The organism is Brevundimonas sp. ZS04, from assembly GCF_001956865.1.
GTDB classification, from domain to species: Bacteria; Pseudomonadota; Alphaproteobacteria; order Caulobacterales; family Caulobacteraceae; genus Brevundimonas; species Brevundimonas diminuta.
Genome location: NZ_MTHE01000001.1, coordinates 310902 through 334702, shown reverse-complemented (window position 1 = coordinate 334702; position 23801 = coordinate 310902). Strand labels below are relative to the sequence as shown.

Genomic DNA, 23801 nt, shown 5'->3' with positions numbered 1-23801 from the left:
TCCTCCCTGTTCCTTACCGGCCGCCGACGCTTCCTCGCCGGCTGCTGAGCCGTCGGGGCGTCGTTATTCGCCGGGAGACGTCTAAGACTTCAATGTTATGCGCTCTTGTCGATCTCCATCGCGAGCACATAGGAACTCAGGCTTTTGCCGTGGGCGTCGAGCGCGAGGGACCGGGTCACCCCGCCGCCCAGGGCCTTGTGCAGAACGAAATTGAGAGCGCTCAGGCCGGGGATCTCGAAACGGTCGATTTCACCCTGCACCGTGCCTCCCAGGCACGCTCCGACGCGCTCGACGGTGACCTCCCGAACCAGCAGTTCATAATCGGCCGGATCATAGGCGATGACCGAGATATTGGAGATGTCGCCCTTGTCGCCGGTTCTCGAGTGAGCGATTTCGCGCAATCGCATCAGGTGGTCTCCCAGATGATATCCGGACGGACCAGGCTTCGATCCAGAAGGGTCGAGGTCATGGCGATCACCGGATAGGCGGTCTGGAAAACGCCGCCGCCGCCTGCCGGTCCGTTTGTGTAAAGGGCGTCTACCTCTCGGCCCACTTGGCGGGCGCCGGTAAGCGTTCGTGTGCGCGCCGCGATGCGGGCGCGAACTTCGCCGGCGTCGTCTCTGCGTGTCGAACCTGGCAGGAGCGAATCCACGCCGATCAGGTCAAACCGCGTCTCCAGGATTTCATCACCCATCATATCCAGACGTTCCCGCATGATGTCGAGCGCCAGCCGGCCGCGCATCTGCGCCCCCGGCCCGCCATATGAGATTTGCCCTTCGCCGACGAAGCCGTCCTGATAGCCTACCGAAACCTTGAGTTGATCAGGGCGCTTGCGGCCGCCGCCGCGCTCGACCGAAACACGGTCCGGTCCGGCTTGGTGCACGATCACGCTGGAGAAGTCGGCTGTCACGTCGGGACTCAGGTAATTGCCAGGATCGTGCAGTTCATACAGAAGCTGCTCCTTCACGCCGGCCACGGTCACGGCGCCGCCTGTACCTGGGACTTTGGTCACGATGAGGCTTCCATCGGGCGAAACCTCCGCGAGCGGGAAGCCGAGCCGGGCCAGGCCCTCCACGGTCTTGTAGCCGGGGTCCGCGAAATAGCCGCCGGTGACCTGTCCGGCGCATTCCAGAAGATGCCCCATGATGGCGCCTCGACCTAGCTTCTCCCAATCGTCGAAAGCCCAGCCAAACTCGAACGCTGCCGGAGCCAGGAACAGCGAGGAATCCGCTATCCGGCCCGTCAGAACAATGTCAGCGCCTGCGGCCAGGGCCTCCACTACAGGCTCAGCGCCCATGTAGGCGTTGGCGGAGATCGCCCGCTCCGCCAACCCGTCGAGAGCGCCATGTGTCGTGGCGATCTGCAGAACGTCGTCGCCGATCACGGCTGCGATCTTCAGGCCGCTCAAGCCTAGACCTCGCGCTGTTGCAGCCGTCGCGCGGGCCGCGCCCACGGGATTGGCCGCCCCCATATTGCTGATGATGCGCGTATTCTGGCGTGCGCAGGTGGGCAGGACAGCCGTCATGCGCTCAATCAGCAGAGGGTCGTACCCGCCATCGGGATCGGCCATGCGTGATCGGACGGCTCGTGCGATCGTGCGCTCGGCCAGGCATTCGAAGACCAGATAGTCCAGCCGGCCATATTCGGCCAGAACGACCGCCGGCTCGATCCGATCGCCGGAGAAGCCGGCTCCGGATCCGATTCTTACAGCTGATTTTTCGCGGATGTATGCATCGGACATGACGCTATGTTTCGCGTCGCTTATAGAATTACAATGACTATTGCCTGATCAACTTATTCATCGTTAGCATAGATCGAAGGGAGCGCGGACTATGTCGCATCAGATCGAACTGCGGGAGTTGCGGCTGTTCCGGGGCGTCGCAGAACACGGCAGTTTCAGCCTTTGCGCTGAACATTGTGGTATTTCCCAGCCGGCGCTTAGCCGCACGATCAAGCTGATGGAGGACCGGTTGGGAGTTCGATTGTTCGATCGGGACACGAGAACTGTTGCGTTGAGCAGCTATGGTCGTCACCTGCTGCCGATCGCCGAGCGGGTGCTGCGAGAGGTCGAGGCGGGGCTGGACTCTCTTGATCAGTTGGCTTCGGGCGCGCGTGGCCGTATCGTTGTGGCCAGTTTGCCGTCCCTTTCGGCGACTGTGCTGCCTCGCGCCATCTCGGCCTTTCGCGAGACTGCGCCGGATGTCGAGTTTGAACTGATCGACGCGCTGTCGGGTGACATCGCTGAGGCAGTCATTCAGGGGAGAGCGGATCTGGGTTTGGCATTGCGGCCGATCAAGGATGATCTCTTCAACTATGAGGAGATTGGCTTGGACCGTTTTGGCCTGGTCTGTCGTGAGGACGATCCCATGGCCGTGGGCCCGCGCGTTTCCTGGCGCGATTTCGAGATGCGCCCCTTCATTGCAATGGCGTCCAACAGCAGCGTGCGCTTGATGACGGACGCCGCTTTCGTCCAGGTGCGATCACCGGTCAAGCCGCTCTATGAGTGTTCACAGATGGCTACAGTCGGGGCCCTGGTGCTGAACGGCTTGGGCGTTTCGGCCCTGCCGCGCCTGGCCATGCCACTGACCGCCGCGTCCGGCCTGGTTTGGAGATCGTTGTCGCAACCTTCGCTGAAACGGTCGGTGGGGATCATTACGCGTCGTAACCAGGCAGTCAGTCCCACGCTCGCGTCGTTCATATCTACCGTCATCAGGCATTCCGATGCGGTTTTGGGGAGATGCAAAGCGCATTTGAGTCAAGCTGACGGTGCTGGGGACGCGGGCTGAGAACTTCAGCGGTTGGTGCTCCAAGGGGGAACCTCCAAGCCGGTCATCCGAACAAGCCTTATTTCTTATCGCTCGTCGCCGTCGGATCGACGTCGGCCTCCGCGCCAATGTGCGTCGTCTCGACCGCTGTCGTCGCAGAGGATGGCGACAGCGCGAGCGCTTCGACATACCGCAGCAGGGGCTCGCGCTGCGCTTGCGTCAATCTCTCCCAGGCCTGAAGCAGACGATGACGCTGTTCGTCTGACGCCGGGTGGTCCTCTTCCCCCAGCCCCAGGAGTCGCGGAACCGTTGTGGCCAGCGCCAGCGCCAGCTGGCCCAGGCGCACGGCTGCAAGGCCGTTCAGGCCCTTCTCATACTTCTGGATCTGTTGGAATGACAAGCCGACCTTGCTGCCGAGCGCGGCCTGGCTGAAGCCCAGCGCCTTTCGTCGGTCACGGATGCGTCGGCCGATGGCTCGATTGTAATCCAGCTTCGCCTGCAGCTCGGTCACGTCGGTCCTCCTGATCTTGAACGTCGATACGCTGGATCTCGCTAGGGGCTTCTCTGACGGTGACCGCTAATTGACGGACACCGGCCCGGAACGTCCGGGAGGTGCGACGCGTCGCTCGACGGGCTCGGCGGCCTGCTGCGCGGATGCAGCGGAGGAAGGGTGATTGTGAGGCGACCGGTTCATGTCGTGACGCGTCACGTAGAGAAACAGGGTTCCCGCGATCCAGAGCACCGCGAATGGCAAGCTCAGGATCAGCATCGTCCGGCCGCGGGGCGCCAGCAGCACGCAGGCGAGCGCGACCAGGGGGAGAGCTGCGCCGTAAGTGATGTAGAGCGGCAAGCCGGTCGCGTTGAACAGGACGATGCCGAGATAGAGCACCACCCCTGCTCCCACGAGGCCGTTGAAGCTCGCGTATACGCTGTCCATAACCGGCCGGGGTTTGGTGTTCCTGCGGATACGATATGACCGCAGCCGCTTGCCGTAGCGTCCAGGCCGCCAGGCGATAGTCTGACCTCGGATGGGAGACTTCCTGCGCCTCATCCCTCAGTTCCCGGGCCTGGCGCCCTCGAGCGTTTCCGCCCTTTGGCGCTGTGCCAGCCAGATGCGCATGCGGAGGATTTCAGCGTCCCGGCTGCGGATCACATCTTCGGCGAGCGCCTTGGCTTCAGGGTCGGATCCCTGTTCGAGCTCGATGCGGGCCATGGCGACGGCGCCTTCGCTGTGGGCGATCATGAGGCGTATGAAGTCCGCATCGGCCTTGTCGCTCCAGTTGATGTTCATGGCCTGATGCAGCCGCTCGTTCGCTTCCTTGAAGGAACGGGTCGCCGCGCTGTCTTGGGGCCTGTCGCCATGGCCGGCATGTTCGTCGATGGGGCGCGCGTCGACGGAGCCGGCTGTATCGATGGCGGTTGACCCCCGCTTTGTCACCACGCCCAAGAGGAAGGCTGAGAAAGCGAGGAAGACGACGATGATGGCGAGGCCGCTGATACGTTTCATGAGCGGGTCTCCGTCGACGCGCGCCGTGTGCCGCGTCGATCCTGATAGGCGAGCAGGCGCAGGGCGTTAAACACGACCAGCAGCGTGGAGCCTTCGTGGACCGCCACAGCGGGCCCGATGCCCAGCCCGAGGATGGTGGCCGGAACGAGAAAGGCCACGACGCCGAGGCTGACGACCAGGTTTTGCCGGATGACGCTCCGCGTTCGCCGGCTTAGGCCGACCGTGAAGGGCAGTTGGGCGAGGTCGTCGGACATCAGAGCGACGTCCGCGGTCTCCAGCGCGACATCCGAGCCGGCGGCGCCCATGGCGATCCCGACGGTGGCGGTCGCCATGGCGGGAGCGTCGTTGACCCCGTCGCCGACCATAGCGACCTTCGTCTCCTCTCGAAGCCGCTTGATGGCGTCCACCTTATCTTCGGGCATGAGATCGCCCCAAGCCTCAGTAAGCCCGACCTGTCCCGCGATGGCCTGGGCGGCCTTCTGATGATCGCCGGAGATCATGATCATGCGTTGCACGCCCAGATCGCGCAGCGCGGCCAAGGCCGCTCTGGCCGCCGGCCGGGGCGTGTCCAGAAGACCGATCACGCCGAGATCGCGCGCGCCGGCGCGGACGACCATCAGGGTGCGCCCTTCGAGCCGCAGCCGGGTGACCGCGAGCGTCGTCTCGTCGCTGAGCGGCGCGACGCCGTCCGCCCCGAACATTTCGGGCTTGCCGATCCAGATCGTCTCGCCCGCCCATCGGGCGGTGACGCCTTTCCCCGTCAGGCTTCTGAGGTCTGAGGCGGGAGACGGGGTGAACTGGCCGAGACGTTCTGCGCCATCGCGCGCGATGGCGGCGGCCAGGGGATGGTCGCTGAGGCGCTCGACGGCGACGGCCGCCGACAGAAGATCGGCTTCGCGGGTTCCTTGGACGGGAATGATGTCGGTGATGCGCGGACGGCCTTCCGTCAGGGTGCCGGTCTTGTCAAAGGCGATGGCGTTGAGTGAACCGAGGTTTTCCAAGGGGGCGCCGCCCTTGATCAGAACGCCCGCCCGAGCTGCGCGCGCCACCCCGGACAGAACGGCGCTAGGCGTGGCGATGGCCAGGGCGCAGGGGCTGGCGGCGACCAGCACCGCCATGGCGCGGTAGAAGCTGTCGCGGAAGGGCTCGTCGATCACGACCCAGGCGAACAGCAGGACGAAGGCGAGCCCGAGCACCACGGGCACGAAGATGCGTTCGAATTTGTCGGTAAACCTTTGAGTGGGCGACTTCTGAGTTTCGGCTTCGCTCACCATCCGCACCACCTTGGCAAGGGTGGTGTCGCTGGATTTGCGTGTGGTCTCGATCTCGATGGCGCCGGCGCCGTTGATGGTGCCGGCGAACACGGCCGAGGTATTGGCGATCGAGGACCGCCCCGATCGCGCCTCTGCGGGATCGGCGACCGGCTGCTTGTCCACCGGCATGCTTTCGCCTGTGACCGGAGCCTGGTTGATGCTGGTCGTGCCCAAGAGGACGAAGCCGTCAGCGGGCAGGCGTTCATTGGGTCGCACCACGATCACGTCACCGATCTCGAGCTGTTCCACCGGCGTCTCTATGAGGTCGTCTCCCCGCCGCACTCTCGCCGTGCGCGGGGCCAGTTCGGCCAGAGCCTCAATGGCCCGTTTGGCGCGGCCCATAGCGTAGTGTTCGAGCGCGTGGCCCAGGCTGAACAGAAAGAGGAGTAGAGCTCCTTCCGCCCATGCGCCTAGCGCCGCCGCGCCCGCCGCCGCCACCAACATCAGGGTGTCGATCTCGAAACGCCCGCGTTTCAGGTTCTCGATGGCTTCGCGGACCGTGAAGAAGCCTCCGAGCCCATAGGCGACGAGGAAGAGCGTCAGCGGCGCCCATCCGGAAAGTCCCGGAACCAGTTTCTCCAGGGCGAAACCGATGCCGAGCGCGCTGCCGGATCCCAGGGCGAAGACGAGCTCGGTGTTGGCGCCGAAAACCCCGCCATGGGCATGATCGTGATCGGCATGTTCGCCTGTTCCTTCGTGGTCGTGATCGCCTTTCTCGGGTTCAAATCGTTCGGGCGGGGGCGGGAAGGGAGAATGGGAAAATCTCAGCCTGTGGTCCGCGAGGCGTTGCTGAAGGGCGTCCCGGCTAGTCCGAGTGTGATCGAACTCCAGGCGCAAGGCGCCCGCCACGTCCAGAGCCGCTTCGAGAACACCGGGTTCTTCGGCCAGGGCGGCTTCGAGCCTGCGGGCATGGCGGGCGTGGCGTACGCCCTCCACCCAACCGATGAGATGGCCGAATCGCTGGCTGATCTCGGCGCCCGCCTGCAACGCCTTGCGCCTGACGTCCGCTGGAGAAAGCGCAGCGGGGTCGTAGTGGAGGCAGAGTTGAGATGCGCCGTTCGTTTCGGCGACATGGACTTGGAACAGGCCGGGTGCGCTGCTGAGCCGCTTGACGAGGCGTTCGACGCAGGCGTCGGACGCGTCGGGGGCTTCCGGCAGCAGGACGGGGATGTCCATTCTGACCGTGTTAGGCATGTCTGAACTCCGGAGGTGAGACGGGGGCGGGTGGAGGGCCGATCTGCGGCGCGGCGCGCTTCGCCTCGGCTTCAAGGGAAGCGGCCTGCACGGCGCCGCCGGCGAGAAAGGCGATTGCGGCTAGTATAGCCGTCAAGGATGTCACCAGGCGCGCGCGTTCCATGAGGTTTTGCTCAAGGCAATTGCAGGACGGCGCCGAACCAGCCGAACTGCTGCGCCGCTTCGAGCAATTCGAACAGCGGAACGGCGAGAAGGAAGAACAGTCCGTCCTGGATCGTGCGCACGAAGAAGGTCGGACGAATGCAAAGCTCGGCCTCATCACGCCAGAGCCTCGGGTTCGGCATGAAGCGCGGGGTGCGCCGCCGATAGGCGTCGTAGGTCTCCCCGAACGTCTCGCTCAGGTAGCGCTCCTCCCGGCCGACGACGGTGCGGAACACAATCCAGCAGGCAAGGACGAACACCAGCCCGACCGACAGGCTGCCGGACATCGCCCCGGCTCCGAAGGCGCCGATGAAGCTGAAAACGTAGAGGGGGTTGCGGCACAGGGAGTAGGGGCCGCTCGTCACGATCTCCTGTTTCTTGCGGCCACCGATATAGAGGGAGCACCAGGCGCGGCCGATGATGCAGAGCATGATGGCGATCAGACCGAGATGCTCGACCGCGTGTTCGAGCCGTGGCTCGGCCTTCACCATCAGCGTCCAGGCCAGAAGGGCGAAGAGGCCCACGAGAATGAAGAGTTTGCGCCACCGCTGAACCGAGCGGAGATCGATCGGAGCGGCCGAGCGGCGGCCCGGGGCGTTCATTGGGCTTGTCCCTTATTGGCGACGCCCCGGGCGTCCTTGAGAATGTCGAGACCGCCTTTGAGGGCGATGGCCGCCACGATCAGCCCGACCAGAAGGTCGGGCCATGCCTGGTTTAGCGCCATGACCAGGCCTCCGGCGACGAGGATGCCGCCGTTCGAGGCGAAGTCATTGAAGCTGAAGGTTTCGGCGGCGCGCATGTTGACGTCGTCGCTGTCCTGACGCCTGATCAGCATCAGGCAGATCAGGTTCACGACCGCCGCGACGACGGCCAGACCCATCATGGTCCAGCCGACGGGTTCGGTCCCGACGATCCAGCGCCGCGCCACGTCTGCAAGCACCCCGGCCGCGAAGATCAGCAGCATGATCCCCGATAGCCAGGCTGCGCGCGTCTTCCAGATCATCGCCCGGCCGACGGCGAGGAAACCGATCAGATAGACGGCTGCATCGGAGCCGTTGTCGACGGCGTTGGCGAGAAGGGCGCTGGAGTCGGCGAGCAAGCCGCCGACTCCGAGGCCCACGAAGAGAGCGGCGTTGAGGACCAACACCACCAGCAGGGTGCGGCGCTGGACCGCCTCCGCTCCGAGGCCGCCGCTCATCAGTCTTCGATCCCTTCCGCCTTGCGATGCCTGACCGCCTTGGCCGCGAAGGTCGGCAGAACCAGCAGCGTCAGGGCGGTGGCGGTCAGGAGACCGCCGATGACCACGGTGGCCAAGGGCTTTTGCACCTCGGCGCCGGCGCCCGAGGCGATGGCCATGGGGATGAAGCCGACGATGGCGACCATGGCCGTGGTCAGCACCGCGCGCAGACGGCTGAAGGCGCCGAGCAGGGCCGCGTCACGCGGAATCTGGCCTGCCTGCAGCCGCTCGCGGATGGCCTGCATCAACACCAGGCCGTTCAGGGTCGCGACGCCGGACACGGCGATGAAGCCGACCGCCGCCGAGACGGAGAAGGGCATCCCCCTCAGCAGCAGGGCCAGCGCCCCGCCGACGAGGGCCAGCGGCACGCAGGCGAACACCAGCCCGGCCTCCGCGAACGATCCCAACGCCATGAACAGCAGGATGCCGATCAGGACGAAGACCACGGGGATGACCAGGCCCAAGCGCTGCTCGGCCCGCTTCAGGTTCTCGAACTGGCCGCCCCAGGTCAGGGAATAGCCGGCCGGCATTTGAACCTGTTGCTGAACTCTCGCCTGGGCGTCGCCGACGAAGCCGCCCAGATCGCGGCCGCGCACATTGGCCTGAACCACCATGCGGCGGCTGCCGTTGTTGCGGCTGATCTGGTTCTGACCTTCCGCCACTTGGATGCGGGCGACCGAGGACAGGGGCACCGTCACCCCGGTCGCGGTTGTGACCGGCAGGGCAGCCAGGGCGGCGGGGTCGTTCCTTTGGGCGTCGTCGAGACGGACCACGACGTCGAAGCGGCGGTCGCCCTCGAAGATTTGCCCAGACTCGGCGCCGCCGATGGCCGCCGAGACGGCTTCGGACACGTCGGCCGCCGACAGGCCGTAGTTGGCGGCGGCGAAGCGGTCGACGCTGACCGTCAGGGTCGGCAGGCCCGACGCCTGCTCCACCCGCACGTCGGCCGAGCCGGGCGTGTCGCGCAGGGCGTTGGCGACCTGATCCGCCGTGGCCTGAAGCTGGGTGAAGTCGTCTCCATAGACCATGACCGCCAGATCGGTGCGGACCCCGGAGATCAGCTCGTTGAAGCGCAGTTCGATCGGCTGGCTGAACTCGAAGCTGTTGCCCAACTGGGCGGCGGAGGCCTTTTCGATGCGGGCGATCAACTCCTCCTTCGGCAGCTTCGGATCGGGCCATTCCTTGCGCTTCTTCAGCACGATGACGGCGTCCGAGATGTTCGGCGGCATGGGGTCCACCGCCGCCTCGGCCGTGCCGGTGCGCGAGAACATGGTCTTCACCTCGGGCTGGGCCTTGATGGCCCGCTCCAGCGCCATCTGCATGGCGAGGGACTGCTCCAGCGAGGCCGAGGGCACGCGCAGGGCCTGCATGGCGATATCGCCCTCGTCCAGCGTCGGGATGAACTCTCGGCCCAGGGTGGTGAAGGCGAACCCGCCGACGACGAGGGCGCCGAGCGCCGCCGCCAGCACCGTCTTGGGGTGCGACACGGCGGAACGGATGGCCGGTTCGATCCAGCGGCGCGCGTGGCGCAGCAGGAAGGTCTCATGCTCTTCCGCCTCGCCGTTCTCGTCGACGTGGACGGTCTTGGGATCTCGCACCAGCAGGGCCGTCATGGCTGGGACGAAGGTGAAGGAGAAGATGAAGGCGCCGACCAGGGCCAGCATGACCGTGGCGCCCATGGGGATGAAGGTCTTGCCCTCGACCCCTTCCAGCATCAGCAGGGGGGTGAAGACCAGCAGGATGATCAGCTGGCCGAAGGCGGCGGGCTTGACCATCTGCCGCGCGGCGCCGGCGGCGACGTCCAGGCGTTCGTGTCGGGTGAGGGCCCGACCCAGATCCGCCCGGCGCTGGCTGAGCATCAGCAGGGTGTTCTCGACCACCACCACGGCGCCGTCGACCAGCAGGCCGAAGTCCAGCGCCCCTAGGCTCATCAGGTTTCCGCTGATGCCGAAGCGGTTCATGCCGATGACCGCGAACAGGAAGCTGATCGGGATCATCAGGGCCGTGATCGTCGCCGCGCGGATGTTCCCCAGCAGCAGGAACAGCACGACGATGACCAGCAGGGCGCCTTCGGTCAGGTTCTTGGCCACCGTCTTGATGGTCGAGTTGACCAGGGCGCTGCGGTTCAGCACCGGCTCGGCCACGATGTCGGGCGGCAGGCTGGCGCCGATCTCTTCCAGCCGTTCGGCGGCGGCCTGGGCCACGGTGCGGCTGTTCTCGCCGGCCAGCATCAGGGCGGTGCCGATGACCGCTTCATGGCCGTCGCGGCTGGCCCCGCCCAGGCGCGGCGCCTGGCCCATTTCCACGGTCGCCACATCGGCGACGCGCACGACCAGGCCGTTGCGGTTAGCCACGGGCGCCTGAGCCAGATCCTCGACGGTTTGGGCCAAGGCGTCGGTGCGGACGGTCAGGGCTTCGCCCGCGCGCTGCACGTATCCGGCCCCCGCCTGGGTGTTGGCGCGCTCCAGCGCCTGCATCAGGTCGCCCAGGCCCAGACCGTAGCCCGCCAGGCGAGCCGGGTCGGGTCGGACGGCGTATTCCTTCACATAGCCGCCGTTCACGTCGACGCCCGCCAGACCGCGCGCGGTCCGCATCCGGGGCGCGATGATCCAGTCCTGCACAGTGCGCAGATAGGTCGCCTGCGCCTGGGGAGACGCCAGCCGATCGCCTTCGGGCGTCAGATAGGCGCCATCGGGCTGCCAGCCAGGCTTTCCAGCTCGCGCCGCCTTGGCGTCGAAGGGCTTGAAGTCGACGGTCCACATCAGGACTTCGCCCAGGCCCGTGGTGATCGGAGCCAGGCCGGGCTCGACGCCTTCGGGCAGGTTTTCGCGCGCCTGGGCCATCCGCTCGGCCACCTGCTGGCGGGCGAAGTAGATGTCGGTGGCGTCGGTGAAGATGACCGTCACCTGGCTGAAACCGTTGCGGCTGAGGGAGCGGGTGCTCTGAAGGCCTGGAATCCCGGCCATGGCCGTTTCCAGCGGGTAGGTGACCTGGCGCTCCATCTGTTCGGGGGCCAGGGCGGGGGCCACGGTGTTGATCTGCACCTGGCGGTTAGTGATGTCGGGCACGGCGTCGATCGGCAGCTTCGTCAACTGGAACAGGCCCCAGGCGGCGACCAGCGTCGTGGCCAGGACGATGAACCAGCGGAAGCGGACGGACGCCTCGATGATGGCTTTGAACATGATCCCCTCCCTTAGTGGCCGTGCTCGGCTTCGCCCTTGGCCAGTTCGGCCTTGAGGAGGAAGGCGTTGGTAGAGGCGACGCGCTCGGTCCCGGTCAGGCCGCGCAGGATCTCCGTGGAGCCGCCGGCTCGACGTCCGGCCAGCACAGGCTGGGCGCGGAATCCGTGATCGGTCTTGATGAAGACCACCGTGGCGCCGTCGACCGTCTGCACCGCCTCGGACGGCACGGTCAGGGCGCCGCCGGACTGGCCTTCCGTGACCACGGCGCCGGTGACGGGCGAGCCAGCGGGCGGCAGGCGGCCGCTTTCGACCCGGGCGCGGATCACGGTCGCGCCGCTGTCCTGCAACCCGGCGTCGGCGGCGACGCCCGTGACCAGGGCGTCGAACTCGCCCTGCGGTCCGGTAACGCGCACGTGTGAGCCGGGGCGCACCTGGGCGGCCAGTTGCGGCGGCGCGTTGAAGACGAGTTCGACCCGCGCCGGATTGGTCACTTCGGCCACGACGCCGCCCTGGGCGACGAAGCCGCCGGGACCGACCTGAACATTGGTGACGACGCCGGAGATGGGGCTGACCACGCTCATCCGGCCGGACGCATTGGGCGAGCCGGCCGCCGTCGCCCGGGCCCGCGCGGCGCGGGCCGCCGCCTCGGCGCTCAGTTCCTGGGCCTGGGAGGTTTCGACCTCCTGGCGGGCGACGACGCCCTGATCGGCCAGGTTCTGGTTGCGTTGATGCGCTTGGCGCGCGACGGCTGCGGCCGCGGAGGCCGCATCAATCTCGGCCCTGAGCGCGGCGCCTTCGCCGCTGACCAGGCTGACGAGAGCCTGGCCCGCGCGGACCGTCTGGCCCGGAGCGACCAGCACACGCTCGACCGTGCCGCCGACCACGGCGCCGACAGCGGCGCGCGCGTCCACCATGGCTTCGACCCGGCCGGACAGGCGCGTTTCTCCACCCCCGCCGCGTGCGACGGAGACGACCGCGATGCCGGCGGCCTGTTGTTGTTCGACGGTCAGTTCGACCTCGCCCTCGGCGGCCTGGCCGTCTTCGGCATGACCGGCCTCTCCCTCGGCGGGCGCGGCTTCACCCGCCGGTGCAGCCTTTTCGGGGGCAGCGGGAGGGGCTGCTTCGGGGCGCTGCAGGGCCATGTAGAGGCCCCCGCCGCCCAGCAGGACGAGTGCGGCGACGCCGCCGATGAGGAGGGTTTTGTTGGAAGTGCTTTTGCGCATCAGGGATTTCCTTGGAAGGGGGCGCGGCCGTCGAGGCGCGCCAGATCGATCTCGGCGCGGACGCGGGCCAAGCGGGCGTCGACCGCGGCGGCGCGGGCGTTGATGAGGCCTGTGCGGGTCACGCGCAGCTCAAGCTGGGAGATGCGCCCGGCCTCGGCGCCGATGCGCGACAGGCGATAGGCCTCATCGGCTGAAGCGACGCCAGCGTCGGCGGCGGAGACGCGGCTGGCCGAAGCCGTCAGGCGAGCGACGGCGGCGGCCCGGTCGGCTCCGGCGTCCTGACGCGCCTGCATCACCCGCGCCTCGGCGGCCCGAAATTCGGCGCGTGCGGCGTCGATGTTCCCGCGGTTGCGGTCGAACAGGGGCAATGGCAGGCTGAGACCGACGGTGAGGGCGGTCTCCTCCTCGAGCCCGAACCGTGTCACGCCGACGCTGGCGGTCACGTCAGGGCGACCATTGATGCGTTCAACAGTGATGCGGCGTTCGGCGGCGGTGCGCTCGGCCTCGGCGACGCGCACGGTCGGAGCGTCGTCGATCTCCGGGGCGGAAAGCGTTGCGGAGGCGTCCAGCAGGCTGGCGCTGACCGAGGTGGCGGGCGTCGGCAGCATGGCGACGGCGCTGAGGCGCGCGAAGGCGGCGTTCTGCTCGGCCCTGGCTTCGTCCAAGCTGGCGCGGGCGGCGGCGGCCTCGCTCTCGGCCTGGATGCCGCGCAGCAGGGGCTCGCGCCCTTCCTCGACCATGGCCAGGGCCGCGCGGGCGTCGGCCAAGGCCAGGGACAGGGCTTCTTCAGCCAAGGTCGCGCGCCGCTGCGCGGCTTCGGCTTCGGCGTAGGTGAGGGCCAGCCGCCCGGCCGTGTCGATCATGGCCAGGTCGCGGCGCAGGGCGGCGGTTCCCGCCTCGGCGCGGGCGACATTCACACGCGCCGGTCGCCGGCCCCATAACTCAAGGGCCTGGCTGAACGACAGGCTGAGGTCGGCCGCGTCGACGCCGGAGTAGGGGCCTGAGCCGCCGAGATTTTCTCCGGTCAGCGACAGGGTGGGGTTGGGCCGCACGCGGGCCTGGCGCACGCGCGCCTCGGCCGCATCGACCAGGGCGCCGGATTCGGCGGCGGCGGGCGTCTGGTCCAGGCGGGCTAGGAGGTCCGTGTACGAGGGAGCGGGATCGGCGAAGGCCGGCCCTGCCAGCGCACAGGCCAAGACGGCGAGCGCGCAGCCGACCGCAAGGCGCGGCCGACGACGAGGTGTCGAAGACATGTAGGTATTTCCAGAAGTGAAACGGAAAAGGGCGCGCGGAAGCGCTGGCCTTTGCTCAGCCTCGAGGCGGCCGCTTCAGTCCGTTATTCGGGAAAGAGGCCGCGCCATCATTGAGGGGCGCGGCGTGTGTCGTATGACCGGACAGCTCAGCGCTGTCGATTTCGTCTGTCACGTGTCGCTCGCTGGCGGTGTGGTGACAATGACCATGGGAGCAAAGACCCATGTCGCCGCCGCTCCCATTGTGGTCGCCGGCCGAAGGATCGTGATCCAGGCTCTGATGAGCGGCCAGCGGCTCGGGCGCGCAGGCGGCGGCGTCGGTGACGGGAGCGACGAGAAAGGCGGCGATGACCAAGGTCAGCACCGCCGAAATCCTCGCCAAAGTCGCCATCGACCAGACCATAGTTCGGCTAGCTAACGGCCTGAGATCGGGATGGCAATCTGTTATAAAGTCCGCGAAAAACGAGCGTTACGGGCTATTTCGATGGCGACGGAACAATTGTGGGGGGCCTGAGGCGAGCTCCGACCTCTCCGAGGCGCCCAGAAGTCGTTGTCTAACCGGATGTTGCGAACGGATGGATGCGCCCTCACGCGGCGAGCGTCGCCCGTCATCATCGCTTGCCTTGCGGCGGCGATCTCAGGCCCGGATCATGCAAAATGAGGCGCCGAGACGCGAAGACTTGAAGCATAGCGCGACGGTAGCCGGCGAGATCATGTCGCGCCATGCTGTCGCAGACGCCTTGCAGCGACAGTATTCTGTGGCTTTTTGTCGTGTGCGGGTGAAGATGGCTTCCTTGGCGGGCTTGCGTCCCGGTTGACCGATAGAGATTTCGCCTTGTCGCACGGCCCGAAACGCAGGAATCGCCATTCGCCCGAGGCTTTTTCGCGCATCGGAAGAGGGAGGGTTCGAAGCGGAAGGCTGCGTCCTTTCGTCTGGATTCTGGTCGGTCTGGCCATGCTGGTCTGGTCGCTGCTCGCTTGGCTCCTCTACAGCTTCACCGACCCTGTGCTGGCCTGGCTCGCAACCTCTCTCGAACTGGTTGTGAACCAGGGACAAGATGCCGCGAGGACCTTGGGCGGCGCGCCTGCCGGCGACGTTCTGGCGGCGCTGGACACCAGCCGTTGGGCGGGCCAGTTGCTGGGGATGGTCAAGGGCGCCGGCAAGGCCGCTGTTGTCGTTGTCTGGCTGATCGGCCTGCTCATTCTGGCGATTCTGCCGCTCGGCTTGTCCCTGATCGGCCGCTTCTATGTTCGGGGCCGCAGGTGAAATCCGGGTGTGAAGCCGCGGGACTTCAGGCGCCGCGGTCGCTGGCTCAAGCTGTGTCTCCGTGAGGCAGCGTCCGCCCGGCGCCTGATAGCGGCGCAGGTGGAATTCAGGGAGGATCGCCAGCAGATGCTCGATAATGTCGGCCTGAATCTCTTCATCGTCGGTCCAGGCTGATGTGGTGGAGAAGCAATGGATTTCCAGCGGCATGCCCTGCGCGGTCGGTCCGCTACGAATGAAAAGGCCGCAGGGAAGGATTGAGAATCCATAAGATGTCGTTGATCTCAGCCTGAGCGAGGGCGCTGCATCGCGACCATTGGCGTTCAGGGTCGAACACGCCGCTCCGGGCTTGCTCTAAGGCGAAATGGTCGGCTCCGCGGATGGATCGCAGGCATCGCGCCGCTCGCCTCCTTCGCGATGCCTGCCGTCGCCAGTTCCCCGGGTCAGCGATAGACGAGACCGCCATCGGTCAGAATGGCCTGGCCGGTGATGTAGTCGGAATCGTCGCTGGCGAGGAAGGCGACAAGCGCGGCGACGTCTTCGGGTGTCTGCGCGCGGCCCAGCGCGATGCCTTCGACATATTTCTTGTAGGTCTCGCCCTTCGGCGCGCCCGTTAAATCCGAAAAGCGCTCATCGATCTCAACCCACATGTCCGTGCCGACAATGCCGGGGCAATAGGCGTTCACCGTGATGCCGTGAGCGGCGTATTCCTTGGCCGCGGCCTGGGTCAGCGCGCGGACTGCGAACTTGGTCGCGGAATAGACGCCGAGCATGGCGAAGCCGTCATGACCAGCGATCGAGGACGCGCTGATGATCTTGCCTTTGTGTCCGCGGCTCTGGAACTTCTTGGCGGCGGCCTGGATGCCCCAGACGACGCCATCCACATTGATGCGGAAGATGCGGTCGAGATCCTCGGGTTGCACATCGGTCAACGGTTTCACCTGGGCGATGCCGGCGTTGTTGACCATCACGTCGAAGCCGCCGAGCGCCTTCTCGGCATGGTCGACGGCGGCGTAAACCTCGTCGCGGTTGCTGACGTCGGCGACGAAGGTCGTCGCCTTTCTGCCCAGCGCCTCAATCTCCCTGGCCACACGTTCCAGCTTGTCGGCCTTGATGTCGACGAGTGCGAGATTGGCGCCATCCTGCGCCAGACGCAGCGCGATGCCGCGACCGATGCCCTGGCTCGCTCCAGTGACCAGAACGGATTTTTGCTTGACCGTCATGAGCCTTATCCTTTCGATCTGTTACAAAGGGTCTGTGCGGCGAATAGTTTCAGCTTGCGATGGCTCGATGACACCGAAGCATGTTCTCCGCTTTGATCCAGATCTATCGACAGTCAATATGTCGCAGCTGCTCTTTGACCGGAGAGAACATGCGATTTGCTGGGGCGCCGTCGCCGGAGCGGGGGCTAGCCGTCATGGGCTGAGGTAAGAACGCCCTTTAAACGCCACGGTGCGATTGCAGCGTGATCGAAGGCCGAACGGTCATCCAAAATGGGCGAGGGCGGCTCTCCGGGGAAGGTCCGAGCGGTCTTCCGGTTCAGGCGCCTTGTTGGTGCAATATTGTCCCGATAGATGCCGGGTGGGCAGCTTGAGGTGGGGGCTGAGAGGAAATCGCCTTGTCCTGTATCGCCGCTTTCGCCGATCCTCTCACACCGGAAGCCCTCATCGTTGGCGCGGCGCGGTGCTGGCGGGATGCTTCCGATCGTCGTCTCCCTGTCATGCCGGCCCTTTACGCCCGGCTTGAGATACGCGGAGCGGCGCTTCTGGCTCCCGCCATCGCTGCTCTTATGGCGATGTACGAGGCTTGGTCGGGCCAATGCTTCAATGCGGGGGAACAGGCGGCTTCGGCGCTGACTGAGGACGAACGGACCCTGTTGGTTTGTCTGGACGCGGCCGCGCCGCCTGCTTTGCTCAATCCCTTGCGACCCGGGCTTGAAGAACCGCTTCGGATCGCGCTCCGTTCGACACGGATACTCGCACGGGGCGTGTTCGGTCGGGATCTCAGCGGGCCATCAGTCGCGCCCGTGCCGTCCCGGGGCGCCCCGCGATTTTTACATGGCGCCACGGCGTACCGTCCGGCTTCACGGGACTTGTGATCGACTGGATCGCCATTAGGCGCAGTGGAGGGGCGCCGACGCTTTTCGTTATCCGCGCAAGCGCATGCGGGTCAGCGTGGGCCCTCTGCGCTCTTTTGCGATGACCTTTACGTCGGCGGAGCACGAGCCGCGATCCCAAGGCTGGAGGTTGGGATATTGAAGCTAGAGGTCGCGTCGACAGAATATGGTGTTCGGGCGCCGCCGCTTACGTCACCGCACCTTTTTCGCCTCCTTCATCATCATCCAGGCGATGTCTGTGAGTTGATCGCAGGGCAGACGGGTAGACGGGCCGCTGAGGCCCAGGGCGGCGCGGACCTCGCCGTTCTCCCGCCAAGGCACGGCGACGCAGTGAAGATCCGGTTGATGATCTTCGAGATCAAGGGCGAAGCCGATCCGCTCGATCTTGCTGATTCTCGATCGGAGGTTCGGGCCGAGGGCGTCAGGACGGACCACCGATACGCGCTTGTTGAGCCCGCGCGTGAAGGCGAGGAAGACAAGGCCGATCGCCGAATCTTCAAGTCGCTCGCGTTCGCCTACGCGGCACGTGGTGCGCAAAGTCCGGTCGGATTCGATCGCGTCGAGATAGTAGGTTTCGTCGCCATTTGGCGCTGCAAGATAGACCGTCTCGCCCGTCTTGCTTGCAATCGCCTCCAAGGCCGGTCGGATGCGAATTCGCAGCGCCTCATTGTCTCCGCCGAGGCGCGCGAGATTCAAGAGGCGGCCGCCCAGGTAATAGCGCGTGTCGCCGATCCGGCGACTGACATAACCTAACCGGTTCAGCGTTTTGAGGATGGGGTGCGCCGTTGTCCTGCTCAGTCCGGCTCGCATGGCGATGAGGTCGAGCGCGGCCGCACCACCCTCGCGCGCGATGATATCGAGGATCGCCGCCACGCGCTCGATCGGCTGGTTCGAGGAAAGCTCGGCTGGCGGAGCCAGGCTCGTAACATCGGATACTTCCATGACTCATACTTAGCGCGTTTGAGGCCGAGATTGTTCAGAATTGCCGGTCTTCTATCGGGGGCCGTGCCGGCAGTGCTGGCAGGCTCGGCCCCGCAGCGCATGGAGCAGATGAGGCGCTGGGATATCGGTGAGTGATTCGGCGCGAAAACCCGCACGATGATCATGTCGCACCCAACGACGATGTCTGCGTGCTCCTGCTCCTTGCCGAGTGAAGAACGTGGCGAATGATCGACCGTAACCCTGCTCCAAATTACAGGAATTTTTCCGCGACTTCTCGCTTTCCCCAGGGCTCGACGTGCGTGATCTTGTCGGTCTTCGGATAGTAAAATCCGGAGGCATTCAGGTCAGACTTGCCGATCTGGACGCCCACTGAGAATTCCTCTCCATCTCTCACGCGCTTCCTCCTTCTCGGCAGGCTTTCACAACGGCAATCGTGGTGGCGCCGTTATGGAGACAGGACGTATTCTAGGCGATCGATCAGTGCTTTTCGTCGATCGGGAGCCGGCTTGTCCAGATTTTGCTGCTTCCATCGGACGGCGGGGAGATTCCGGGCCTCGGGTATCCCCATGGAATCCCAGTCAGGGTTTCCGCGCCTGAAGCCCAGGAGAAAACGCCGGTGCTCTTCTGACATCTCGCCGACCATTGCCGTGATGATCGCTTCGCGGGCGGCTTCCAGATCGGTCAGTTCGACCGGTTTCGTCGTCATGCCGACAAATCCCCGCTCGAACTCTTCCGTCAGCGGTTTACGGCCCGGAACAAGGATTTCCGCGATGGGCCGATTATGGCTGACGACATAGACCAGAAAGGCCCGGCGCAGCTCGTCGCTGATTCCGTCCTTGGCCAGGAGATCGCGCACATCGAAGAGGTCGCGAGGGTGCTGGCGATCAAGCGCTGCGACGATCTTGCCGGCATAGAGATCCGCTGACGATACGACCTGCATCTCGGCATAGCCGAACATATCCTCGACGATCGGAACGACGGCTGTGATGACGGGGGCGTAGACCGTGCCGCGAAGCACGAGATGTTCGACCACTTCCTGCGCGAGTTCATGACGGCGATTATGGCTGCGACGAAGCTGTGCGATCTTCATGACCATCCTTTCCCGGAGCCGATCCCGGCTCTTCTGACGTGGCGTCAGCGGCTGATGGAAAGGAGGAGCTGAGACAGCGATGCCAGGGAGCCGATGAGCAGCCCGGCGCCGAGCGCGACGACGCCGAACAACAGCACCGGCCACGCGATCCGCCATCCCAGGCTCAGCCGGTTCCATGGCTTGCCTTTGACGGCGAAGGGTCTTGGAGGAACGATCGCCTTCCACCCTTCGCGAGGACCGTTCTCGTCAGGGCGGTCGCCGTCGGTCCATCCCGAATCCGTCGTCCCTACGCTTTGGGGGGTGCCGTTCTCATGGTCCCGAAGCAGATAGGCCGCCGACAGACTGTCGGAGACGCCCAGCTTTGCGCGCGCGCTCTTGAGATGATCGTGGATGGTGTAGATGGAGAGGTTCAGCGATCTCGCAATGTCCTTCGGTCGCATCGGCTGGACAAGCAATCGAAGGATTTCGCGCTCCCTTTCTGTCAGAGTCTCAACGCCCATGCAGATGAGATAAGACTTAAGGTGCGATTATAACAGCATATCCGACAAGAATGGGTGCGATTGTCTGAAGGGATGTGTCGTGCTGGCGTCGGTCTGCTGAAGATCGTTTCTCGGGGTCTTCAGCAGCCTCCCGTCGCGGAGCGCGTAGTGTCGAGCGGTTCCGTCCTGGCGCGCCATTCCCGCCGCAGGCTCGAAGGCTGGGTTCCGAGGAAGCGCTTGAAGTGCGTCGACATATGGGCGTGGCTCGGGAAGCGCAGCTCGTGGGCGATGTCTGAAATCGTCCGATCGGTGGTGACAAGATATTCGACCGCGCGATCGAGTCGCCTCCGAAGGAGAAACCGATAGGGCGGCATTCCCGTGGCGGCTTTGAAGCACGCGCTGAAATGATTGGCGCTCAGGCCGGCGACCTTGGCGAGGCTGCCGAGGGTGATGTCGTCGGAAATGTTCGTATCGATATAGTCTAGGACCCGGCTGAGCCGCCGCGGATCGAGGCCGCCCTTGGCCGGGCGCTCGGCGCCCAGCGGCCGACTATAGTTCCGAAAGAGATGGACGAGCAGCAGCGTCGCGGCCGCCTGGACGACGAGTCCGCCCGAGGGTGAGGACTGATCGAGTTCGCGTCGCAGCCGATGGCCGACGGCTTCGATCTCCAGATCACGCACGCCGATGACGGTTTCGATGTCGGCGTCCGTCTTGCCGCCGAAAGCGCTTCCGACCTGCTCGACCAGGGCGCGGTCGAACGCCATGACGAGAATGCGCTGGTGGCCCGTCCATCGCTGATAGAAGGGCCGATTTCCCGCGTTGATATGGATGCCGCCGGCGCGGACCTCGGTTTGCTCGAGACGGCCGCTGTCAGGTCGACGCCATTCGAACAGGAAGGGAGCGCCTTCGTGGATCACGGCGGTCATCTGCGGCGCACCGAGCTGGCAGCCCGGGTTGGGCGCAAGCGTGCCCTGGGCGATATGGAAGCCGTCGAAGCTCAGTCCTTGACGGACCTCGAACAAGGGCGGGGGATCGTCCGCGAAATCGATCAGAACTGGTCGTCTCGGAACCATGGCGTTTATCCCGCCCAGCCGGGACCGCGCGTACCGCGGCCGCGTCGCGGCGGCGGAATCGCCTTGCCAGCGAGCTGGGCGTCATTCGCGAAACGGATTGATCCCTTCATCGGGCCAGCCGACCTCCCTGCGAGCCTCGCTTATCCATCTGAAACTAACGACTAACAGGACTATATTTTCAATACCGATGGTAGCAATCGGGAAGGGCGCTCAGCACCGCTGATAATCCCGAAGCGGGAAGATCATCTCCGTTTGGCATGGCGATCACCCGCCCAAGCTTCCCGAAACGGGCGCGATTGTTGTGCGCGGGGTGCGCAGGCGGTGCGCGACGCGACCCGCGCAGCCGACAAACCACAAAGTCCGCAAGGATTCCGGTCGCCGTTCGTCTGAGGTAGGATCAGGAGGCGCGGTGGTCCGCGCGTTGGTGTCCGCCCGCATGGTCGACGACCCCACATTGAAAGCGTGGTTCGCCCAGCAGATTTTTCCGCTGGAGGCGACGCTCATGCGTTTCTTGCGGCGACACTGGCGTCAGCGGGGCGAAGCCGAGGACCTGCGCCAGGAGATATTCATGAAGGTCTATGAAGCGGCGGCCGCCGAGCTTCCGCTGCATCCGCGAGCGTTCCTGTTCGCGACCGCGCGAAACCATCTGGCCGATCGCGCACGGCGGGAGCGCATCGTCTCCTTCGACCTCATGGCGGACCTTGATGCGCTGGGCCTCAGCGACGACCTCCCGACGCCGGAACGCGATGTCGTCGCGCGCGATGAACTTCGGCGGATGCAGAGCGCGGTCGAGCGATTACCGCCCCGGCTGCGCGAGGTTGTGAAACTGCGTCGTATCGAAGATCTCAGCGCGCGCGAGGCCGCCGAACGAATGAATGTGACGGTGACGACGGTGAATGAACAACTCGCCCGCGCCATTCGCTTGCTGGCCGACGGATGGAATGGCGGCGCGCGCACGACGCGGGCGGGCGATCGCCGTCGGGAGGCGCGACTGTGATGACTCGGCGCGAAGAGATCGAGAACGAGGCGGCGCTGTGGGTGGCGCGGCGCGCGGACGCCGAGACCCGAGAGGCCGAGGCGGACGCTTTCGCCGCGTGGATTGCGGCGTCGCCCGACCATAAGCTCGCCTATTGGCGGCTTGAGCAGGTCTGGGAAGAGGTGGACCGACTGAAGGCTCTGCGCAAGCCCGGGACCCGTCCCGCGCGCTCTAGCTCGCCCCGCCTGTGGTGGATCGTCGGTCTGGCGGCCCTGCTGATAACCGGCGTCTTCGTCGGCGCCCGCGAGATGTCCGGCCACCGGTTCGAGCATCGCGAGAATGTCGAGACGGCGAGCGGCGAGCGCCGCCTGATCTCGCTCGCGGACGGCAGCGCCGTGGAGTTGAATACCGCGACGAAACTGCGCGCTGACGTGTCGCGCGAAGCCCGCGAGGTATGGCTGGAGCAAGGTGAGGCCTATTTCGAGGTCGCGCACGATCCTGGGCGCCCCTTCGTCGTTCATGCGGGGGCGCGCACCATCACCGTTCTCGGGACGCGGTTCAGCGTGCGCCGCGACGGCGACAGGGTGACTGTGGCGGTGCGCGACGGGCGGGTGAAAGTCGCTTCCGAAGGCGCGGGCGCCGCGCCGCCGCCGGCACTGCTGACGCGCGGCGAGATGATCGTCGCCGACGGTCCGTCCATCTTCGTCGCACCGCCGTCGGAAGAGAAGGTCGAAAAGGCGCTGAGCTGGCGGGCGGGGCTGATCACGCTCGACCAGGCGACGCTCGCCGAAGCCGCCGCCGAGTTCAACCGCTATAACGCCAAGCCCATCGTCGTCGCGCCGGACGCCGCCGACCTGCGGATTTCGGGCGCGTTCGAGGCCCGCAACACGGCCGCGTTCGGCCGTCTTCTGCGAGAGGGCATGGGTCTTCAGGTCGACGACGGCAAAGATCGGATGATGATCTCGCGCTGATACGAGCGACGTTCCAAGGGGACGCGCTACCCGTTCCCGCGGCATCCAGGACTGCTGGCGGCTCAAGAAGGGCTTATCGATCCCGCCTCTCGGAAGGCGCGCCGTGCGGGACCATATTTCACCCTTGAAGAATGCTATCACAATGCCTAAAATGATAGCATCGCTGGCGTCCATAGGAGTTTTGCTATCATGGCTGCTGTCACCATTCGCAATCTCTCGGAGGAGACCCATCGCGCCCTCAAGCTGCGGGCCGCCAGTCATGGCCGTAGCGCAGAAGCCGAAATCCGCGACATTCTTGAGAGGGCTGTTCGGCCCGCCAAACGCGTCCGTCTGGGGTCGGCGATGGCTGCGGCCGGGCGGCAGGCAGGCGTCACCAACGCTGATGTGGAAGCGCTCGAACAGCATCGCGATCGCAAGCCCGCGTCCCCGATGAGCTTCGAATGATCCTGCTCGACACCAACGTCATCTCCGAGACGATGAGGCCGGAACCCCATCCCGACGTCGTCAGATGGCTCGATGAACAAGCCGCCGAAACCCTATACCTTTCCAGCGTCACGGTTGCGGAAATGCTGTTCGGAATCGGTGTGCTGCCGGCGGGACGTCGCAAGGACAGGCTCGCGGCGGCTGTCGACGGGATCGTCGCTCTCTTTGGCGACCGCATCCTTGCCTTTGACCTCGTAGCGGCCCGCCATCACGCAGCGCTTGCGGTCAAGGCGCGCACGGCGGGCAAGGGCTTTCCGACGCCAGATGGGTATATTGCGGCCATCGCTGCTGCCCACGGTTTTGCTGTCGCCACACGCGACGTCAGCGCGTTCGCCGCCGCGGGTCTGCCTGTCATGAATCCCTGGGCGTCACCCAACTGAACGATCGATGTCGCCGGGATCGCGCTGGGACGTCGTCCCTGCGGCCCGGTTCCGGCTCCCCATGACCGCTGGCAGGAGACGAACAGTCTCGCGGTTTGCTGGGCAGGCGCAGAGATCGAGCCGAAAAATTCTCCGAACCCGTCGCAAGGTTCTTG

Annotated in this window: 23 protein-coding genes; 6 read left to right on the top strand and 17 right to left on the bottom strand. The window is 65.6% G+C overall.

Going from position 1 to position 23801, the window contains the following annotated elements; all coding sequences use genetic code 11:
• Nucleotides 1-95: 95 nt before the first annotated feature.
• A complete protein-coding gene (locus BJP32_RS01615) occupies nt 96-407 on the bottom strand; it encodes a hypothetical protein (RefSeq protein ID WP_003165211.1) in 312 nt (103 codons plus the stop codon).
• Complete coding sequence (locus BJP32_RS01610; RefSeq protein ID WP_003165210.1) at nt 407-1741, bottom strand: acyclic terpene utilization AtuA family protein; 1335 nt, start codon at nt 1739-1741, stop codon at nt 407-409. The genes BJP32_RS01615 and BJP32_RS01610 overlap by 1 nt, the downstream gene beginning before the upstream one ends.
• 91 nt (nt 1742-1832) lie before the next feature.
• Between BJP32_RS01610 and BJP32_RS01605 the strand changes: the two genes are divergently transcribed.
• Nucleotides 1833-2786 carry a LysR family transcriptional regulator gene (locus BJP32_RS01605; RefSeq protein WP_003165209.1) on the top strand — a complete coding sequence of 318 codons (954 nt, stop codon included), beginning with the start codon at nt 1833-1835 and terminating at the stop codon, nt 2784-2786.
• A gap of 58 nt (nt 2787-2844) precedes the next feature.
• Here the strand turns inward: BJP32_RS01605 and BJP32_RS01600 are convergent, their stop codons facing one another.
• The 10 genes from BJP32_RS01600 to BJP32_RS01555 all read right to left on the bottom strand — a co-directional run bounded on the left by BJP32_RS01600 (nt 2845) and on the right by BJP32_RS01555 (nt 14236).
• Nucleotides 2845-3276 carry a helix-turn-helix domain-containing protein gene (locus BJP32_RS01600; protein ID WP_003165208.1) on the bottom strand — a complete coding sequence of 144 codons (432 nt, stop codon included), beginning with the start codon at nt 3274-3276 and terminating at the stop codon, nt 2845-2847.
• Nucleotides 3277-3342: 66 nt separating this feature from the next.
• Nucleotides 3343-3657: a hypothetical protein gene (locus BJP32_RS01595; protein WP_003165207.1), complete on the bottom strand. Its 315-nt coding sequence runs from the start codon at nt 3655-3657 to the stop codon at nt 3343-3345.
• Nucleotides 3658-3819: 162 nt separating this feature from the next.
• Nucleotides 3820-4272: a DUF305 domain-containing protein gene (locus BJP32_RS01590; protein ID WP_003169256.1), complete on the bottom strand. Its 453-nt coding sequence runs from the start codon at nt 4270-4272 to the stop codon at nt 3820-3822.
• The gene (locus tag BJP32_RS01585) at nt 4269-6779 is read right to left on the bottom strand and encodes a heavy metal translocating P-type ATPase (protein WP_035285029.1); all 2511 of its coding nucleotides are present in this window, start codon (nt 6777-6779) and stop codon (nt 4269-4271) included. Before BJP32_RS01585 ends, BJP32_RS01590 begins: the two co-directional genes overlap by 4 nt.
• A gap of 173 nt (nt 6780-6952) precedes the next feature.
• Complete coding sequence (locus BJP32_RS01580) at nt 6953-7582, bottom strand: isoprenylcysteine carboxylmethyltransferase family protein (protein WP_003165205.1); 630 nt, start codon at nt 7580-7582, stop codon at nt 6953-6955.
• Nucleotides 7579-8178 (bottom strand): cation transporter, encoded by a 600-nt coding sequence (locus BJP32_RS01575; RefSeq protein WP_003165204.1) that lies wholly within the window; start codon nt 8176-8178, stop codon nt 7579-7581. Before BJP32_RS01575 ends, BJP32_RS01580 begins: the two co-directional genes overlap by 4 nt.
• Nucleotides 8178-11399, bottom strand: a complete 3222-nt coding sequence (locus tag BJP32_RS01570) for an efflux RND transporter permease subunit (RefSeq protein WP_003165203.1) — start codon at nt 11397-11399, stop codon at nt 8178-8180. The genes BJP32_RS01575 and BJP32_RS01570 overlap by 1 nt, the downstream gene beginning before the upstream one ends.
• A gap of 11 nt (nt 11400-11410) precedes the next feature.
• Nucleotides 11411-12622, bottom strand: a complete 1212-nt coding sequence (locus BJP32_RS01565) for an efflux RND transporter periplasmic adaptor subunit (RefSeq protein WP_003169264.1) — start codon at nt 12620-12622, stop codon at nt 11411-11413.
• Entirely contained in the window at nt 12622-13875 is a 1254-nt protein-coding gene (locus BJP32_RS01560; protein WP_035285038.1) for a TolC family protein, read from the bottom strand. The genes BJP32_RS01565 and BJP32_RS01560 overlap by 1 nt, the downstream gene beginning before the upstream one ends.
• A 55-nt stretch (nt 13876-13930) precedes the next feature.
• Complete coding sequence (locus BJP32_RS01555) at nt 13931-14236, bottom strand: hypothetical protein (RefSeq protein WP_233126665.1); 306 nt, start codon at nt 14234-14236, stop codon at nt 13931-13933.
• Nucleotides 14237-14707: 471 nt separating this feature from the next.
• Here BJP32_RS01555 and BJP32_RS01545 point away from each other — a divergent pair, with 471 nt between their 5' ends.
• Entirely contained in the window at nt 14708-15139 is a 432-nt protein-coding gene (locus tag BJP32_RS01545; RefSeq protein WP_223851008.1) for a hypothetical protein, read from the top strand.
• Between the two features lie 440 nt (nt 15140-15579).
• Here the strand turns inward: BJP32_RS01545 and BJP32_RS01540 are convergent, their stop codons facing one another.
• From BJP32_RS01540 to BJP32_RS01520, 5 genes are all read right to left on the bottom strand, one after another.
• Nucleotides 15580-16359, bottom strand: coding sequence for an acetoin reductase (locus tag BJP32_RS01540; protein ID WP_003165199.1), 780 nt, complete (start codon nt 16357-16359; stop codon nt 15580-15582).
• A gap of 1085 nt (nt 16360-17444) precedes the next feature.
• Complete coding sequence (locus BJP32_RS01535) at nt 17445-18194, bottom strand: IclR family transcriptional regulator (protein WP_076222619.1); 750 nt, start codon at nt 18192-18194, stop codon at nt 17445-17447.
• 445 nt (nt 18195-18639) lie between these two features.
• Nucleotides 18640-19284, bottom strand: a complete 645-nt coding sequence (locus tag BJP32_RS01530; protein ID WP_198935244.1) for a nucleotidyl transferase AbiEii/AbiGii toxin family protein — start codon at nt 19282-19284, stop codon at nt 18640-18642.
• Nucleotides 19285-19328: 44 nt separating this feature from the next.
• Nucleotides 19329-19784 carry a response regulator transcription factor gene (locus BJP32_RS01525; protein ID WP_003169270.1) on the bottom strand — a complete coding sequence of 152 codons (456 nt, stop codon included), beginning with the start codon at nt 19782-19784 and terminating at the stop codon, nt 19329-19331.
• Nucleotides 19785-19903: 119 nt separating this feature from the next.
• Nucleotides 19904-20836, bottom strand: coding sequence for a helix-turn-helix domain-containing protein (locus tag BJP32_RS01520; RefSeq protein ID WP_003165193.1), 933 nt, complete (start codon nt 20834-20836; stop codon nt 19904-19906).
• A 436-nt stretch (nt 20837-21272) separates the two neighbouring features.
• On the opposite strand from BJP32_RS01520, the gene BJP32_RS01515 reads away from it, so the two are divergent.
• From BJP32_RS01515 to BJP32_RS01500, 4 genes are all read left to right on the top strand, one after another.
• Nucleotides 21273-21833, top strand: a complete 561-nt coding sequence (locus BJP32_RS01515) for an RNA polymerase sigma factor (RefSeq protein WP_003165192.1) — start codon at nt 21273-21275, stop codon at nt 21831-21833.
• A complete protein-coding gene (locus BJP32_RS01510; protein ID WP_040345555.1) occupies nt 21833-22783 on the top strand; it encodes a FecR family protein in 951 nt (316 codons plus the stop codon). The genes BJP32_RS01515 and BJP32_RS01510 overlap by 1 nt, the downstream gene beginning before the upstream one ends.
• A gap of 189 nt (nt 22784-22972) precedes the next feature.
• A complete protein-coding gene (locus tag BJP32_RS01505) occupies nt 22973-23227 on the top strand; it encodes a hypothetical protein (protein ID WP_003165190.1) in 255 nt (84 codons plus the stop codon).
• Nucleotides 23224-23646: a type II toxin-antitoxin system VapC family toxin gene (locus BJP32_RS01500; RefSeq protein ID WP_003165189.1), complete on the top strand. Its 423-nt coding sequence runs from the start codon at nt 23224-23226 to the stop codon at nt 23644-23646. The genes BJP32_RS01505 and BJP32_RS01500 overlap by 4 nt, the downstream gene beginning before the upstream one ends.
• Nucleotides 23647-23801 lie beyond the last annotated feature (155 nt).

Coding starts and splice junctions, on each gene's coding strand:
- BJP32_RS01560 (WP_035285038.1), bottom strand. CDS start 13,875: ATGTCTTCGACACCTCGTCGTCGGCCGCGCCTTGCGGTCGGCTGCGCG.
- BJP32_RS01515 (WP_003165192.1), top strand. CDS start 21,273: ATGGTCGACGACCCCACATTGAAAGCGTGGTTCGCCCAGCAGATTTTT.
- BJP32_RS01530 (WP_198935244.1), bottom strand. CDS start 19,284: ATGAAGATCGCACAGCTTCGTCGCAGCCATAATCGCCGTCATGAACTC.
- BJP32_RS01605 (WP_003165209.1), top strand. CDS start 1,833: ATGTCGCATCAGATCGAACTGCGGGAGTTGCGGCTGTTCCGGGGCGTC.
- BJP32_RS01505 (WP_003165190.1), top strand. CDS start 22,973: ATGGCTGCTGTCACCATTCGCAATCTCTCGGAGGAGACCCATCGCGCC.
- BJP32_RS01540 (WP_003165199.1), bottom strand. CDS start 16,359: ATGACGGTCAAGCAAAAATCCGTTCTGGTCACTGGAGCGAGCCAGGGC.
- BJP32_RS01510 (WP_040345555.1), top strand. CDS start 21,833: ATGACTCGGCGCGAAGAGATCGAGAACGAGGCGGCGCTGTGGGTGGCG.
- BJP32_RS01580 (WP_003165205.1), bottom strand. CDS start 7,582: ATGAACGCCCCGGGCCGCCGCTCGGCCGCTCCGATCGATCTCCGCTCG.
- BJP32_RS01610 (WP_003165210.1), bottom strand. CDS start 1,741: ATGTCCGATGCATACATCCGCGAAAAATCAGCTGTAAGAATCGGATCC.
- BJP32_RS01520 (WP_003165193.1), bottom strand. CDS start 20,836: ATGGTTCCGAGACGACCAGTTCTGATCGATTTCGCGGACGATCCCCCG.
- BJP32_RS01575 (WP_003165204.1), bottom strand. CDS start 8,178: ATGAGCGGCGGCCTCGGAGCGGAGGCGGTCCAGCGCCGCACCCTGCTG.
- BJP32_RS01535 (WP_076222619.1), bottom strand. CDS start 18,194: ATGGAAGTATCCGATGTTACGAGCCTGGCTCCGCCAGCCGAGCTTTCC.
- BJP32_RS01585 (WP_035285029.1), bottom strand. CDS start 6,779: ATGCCTAACACGGTCAGAATGGACATCCCCGTCCTGCTGCCGGAAGCC.
- BJP32_RS01590 (WP_003169256.1), bottom strand. CDS start 4,272: ATGAAACGTATCAGCGGCCTCGCCATCATCGTCGTCTTCCTCGCTTTC.
- BJP32_RS01525 (WP_003169270.1), bottom strand. CDS start 19,784: ATGGGCGTTGAGACTCTGACAGAAAGGGAGCGCGAAATCCTTCGATTG.
- BJP32_RS01565 (WP_003169264.1), bottom strand. CDS start 12,622: ATGCGCAAAAGCACTTCCAACAAAACCCTCCTCATCGGCGGCGTCGCC.
- BJP32_RS01615 (WP_003165211.1), bottom strand. CDS start 407: ATGCGATTGCGCGAAATCGCTCACTCGAGAACCGGCGACAAGGGCGAC.
- BJP32_RS01570 (WP_003165203.1), bottom strand. CDS start 11,399: ATGTTCAAAGCCATCATCGAGGCGTCCGTCCGCTTCCGCTGGTTCATC.
- BJP32_RS01500 (WP_003165189.1), top strand. CDS start 23,224: ATGATCCTGCTCGACACCAACGTCATCTCCGAGACGATGAGGCCGGAA.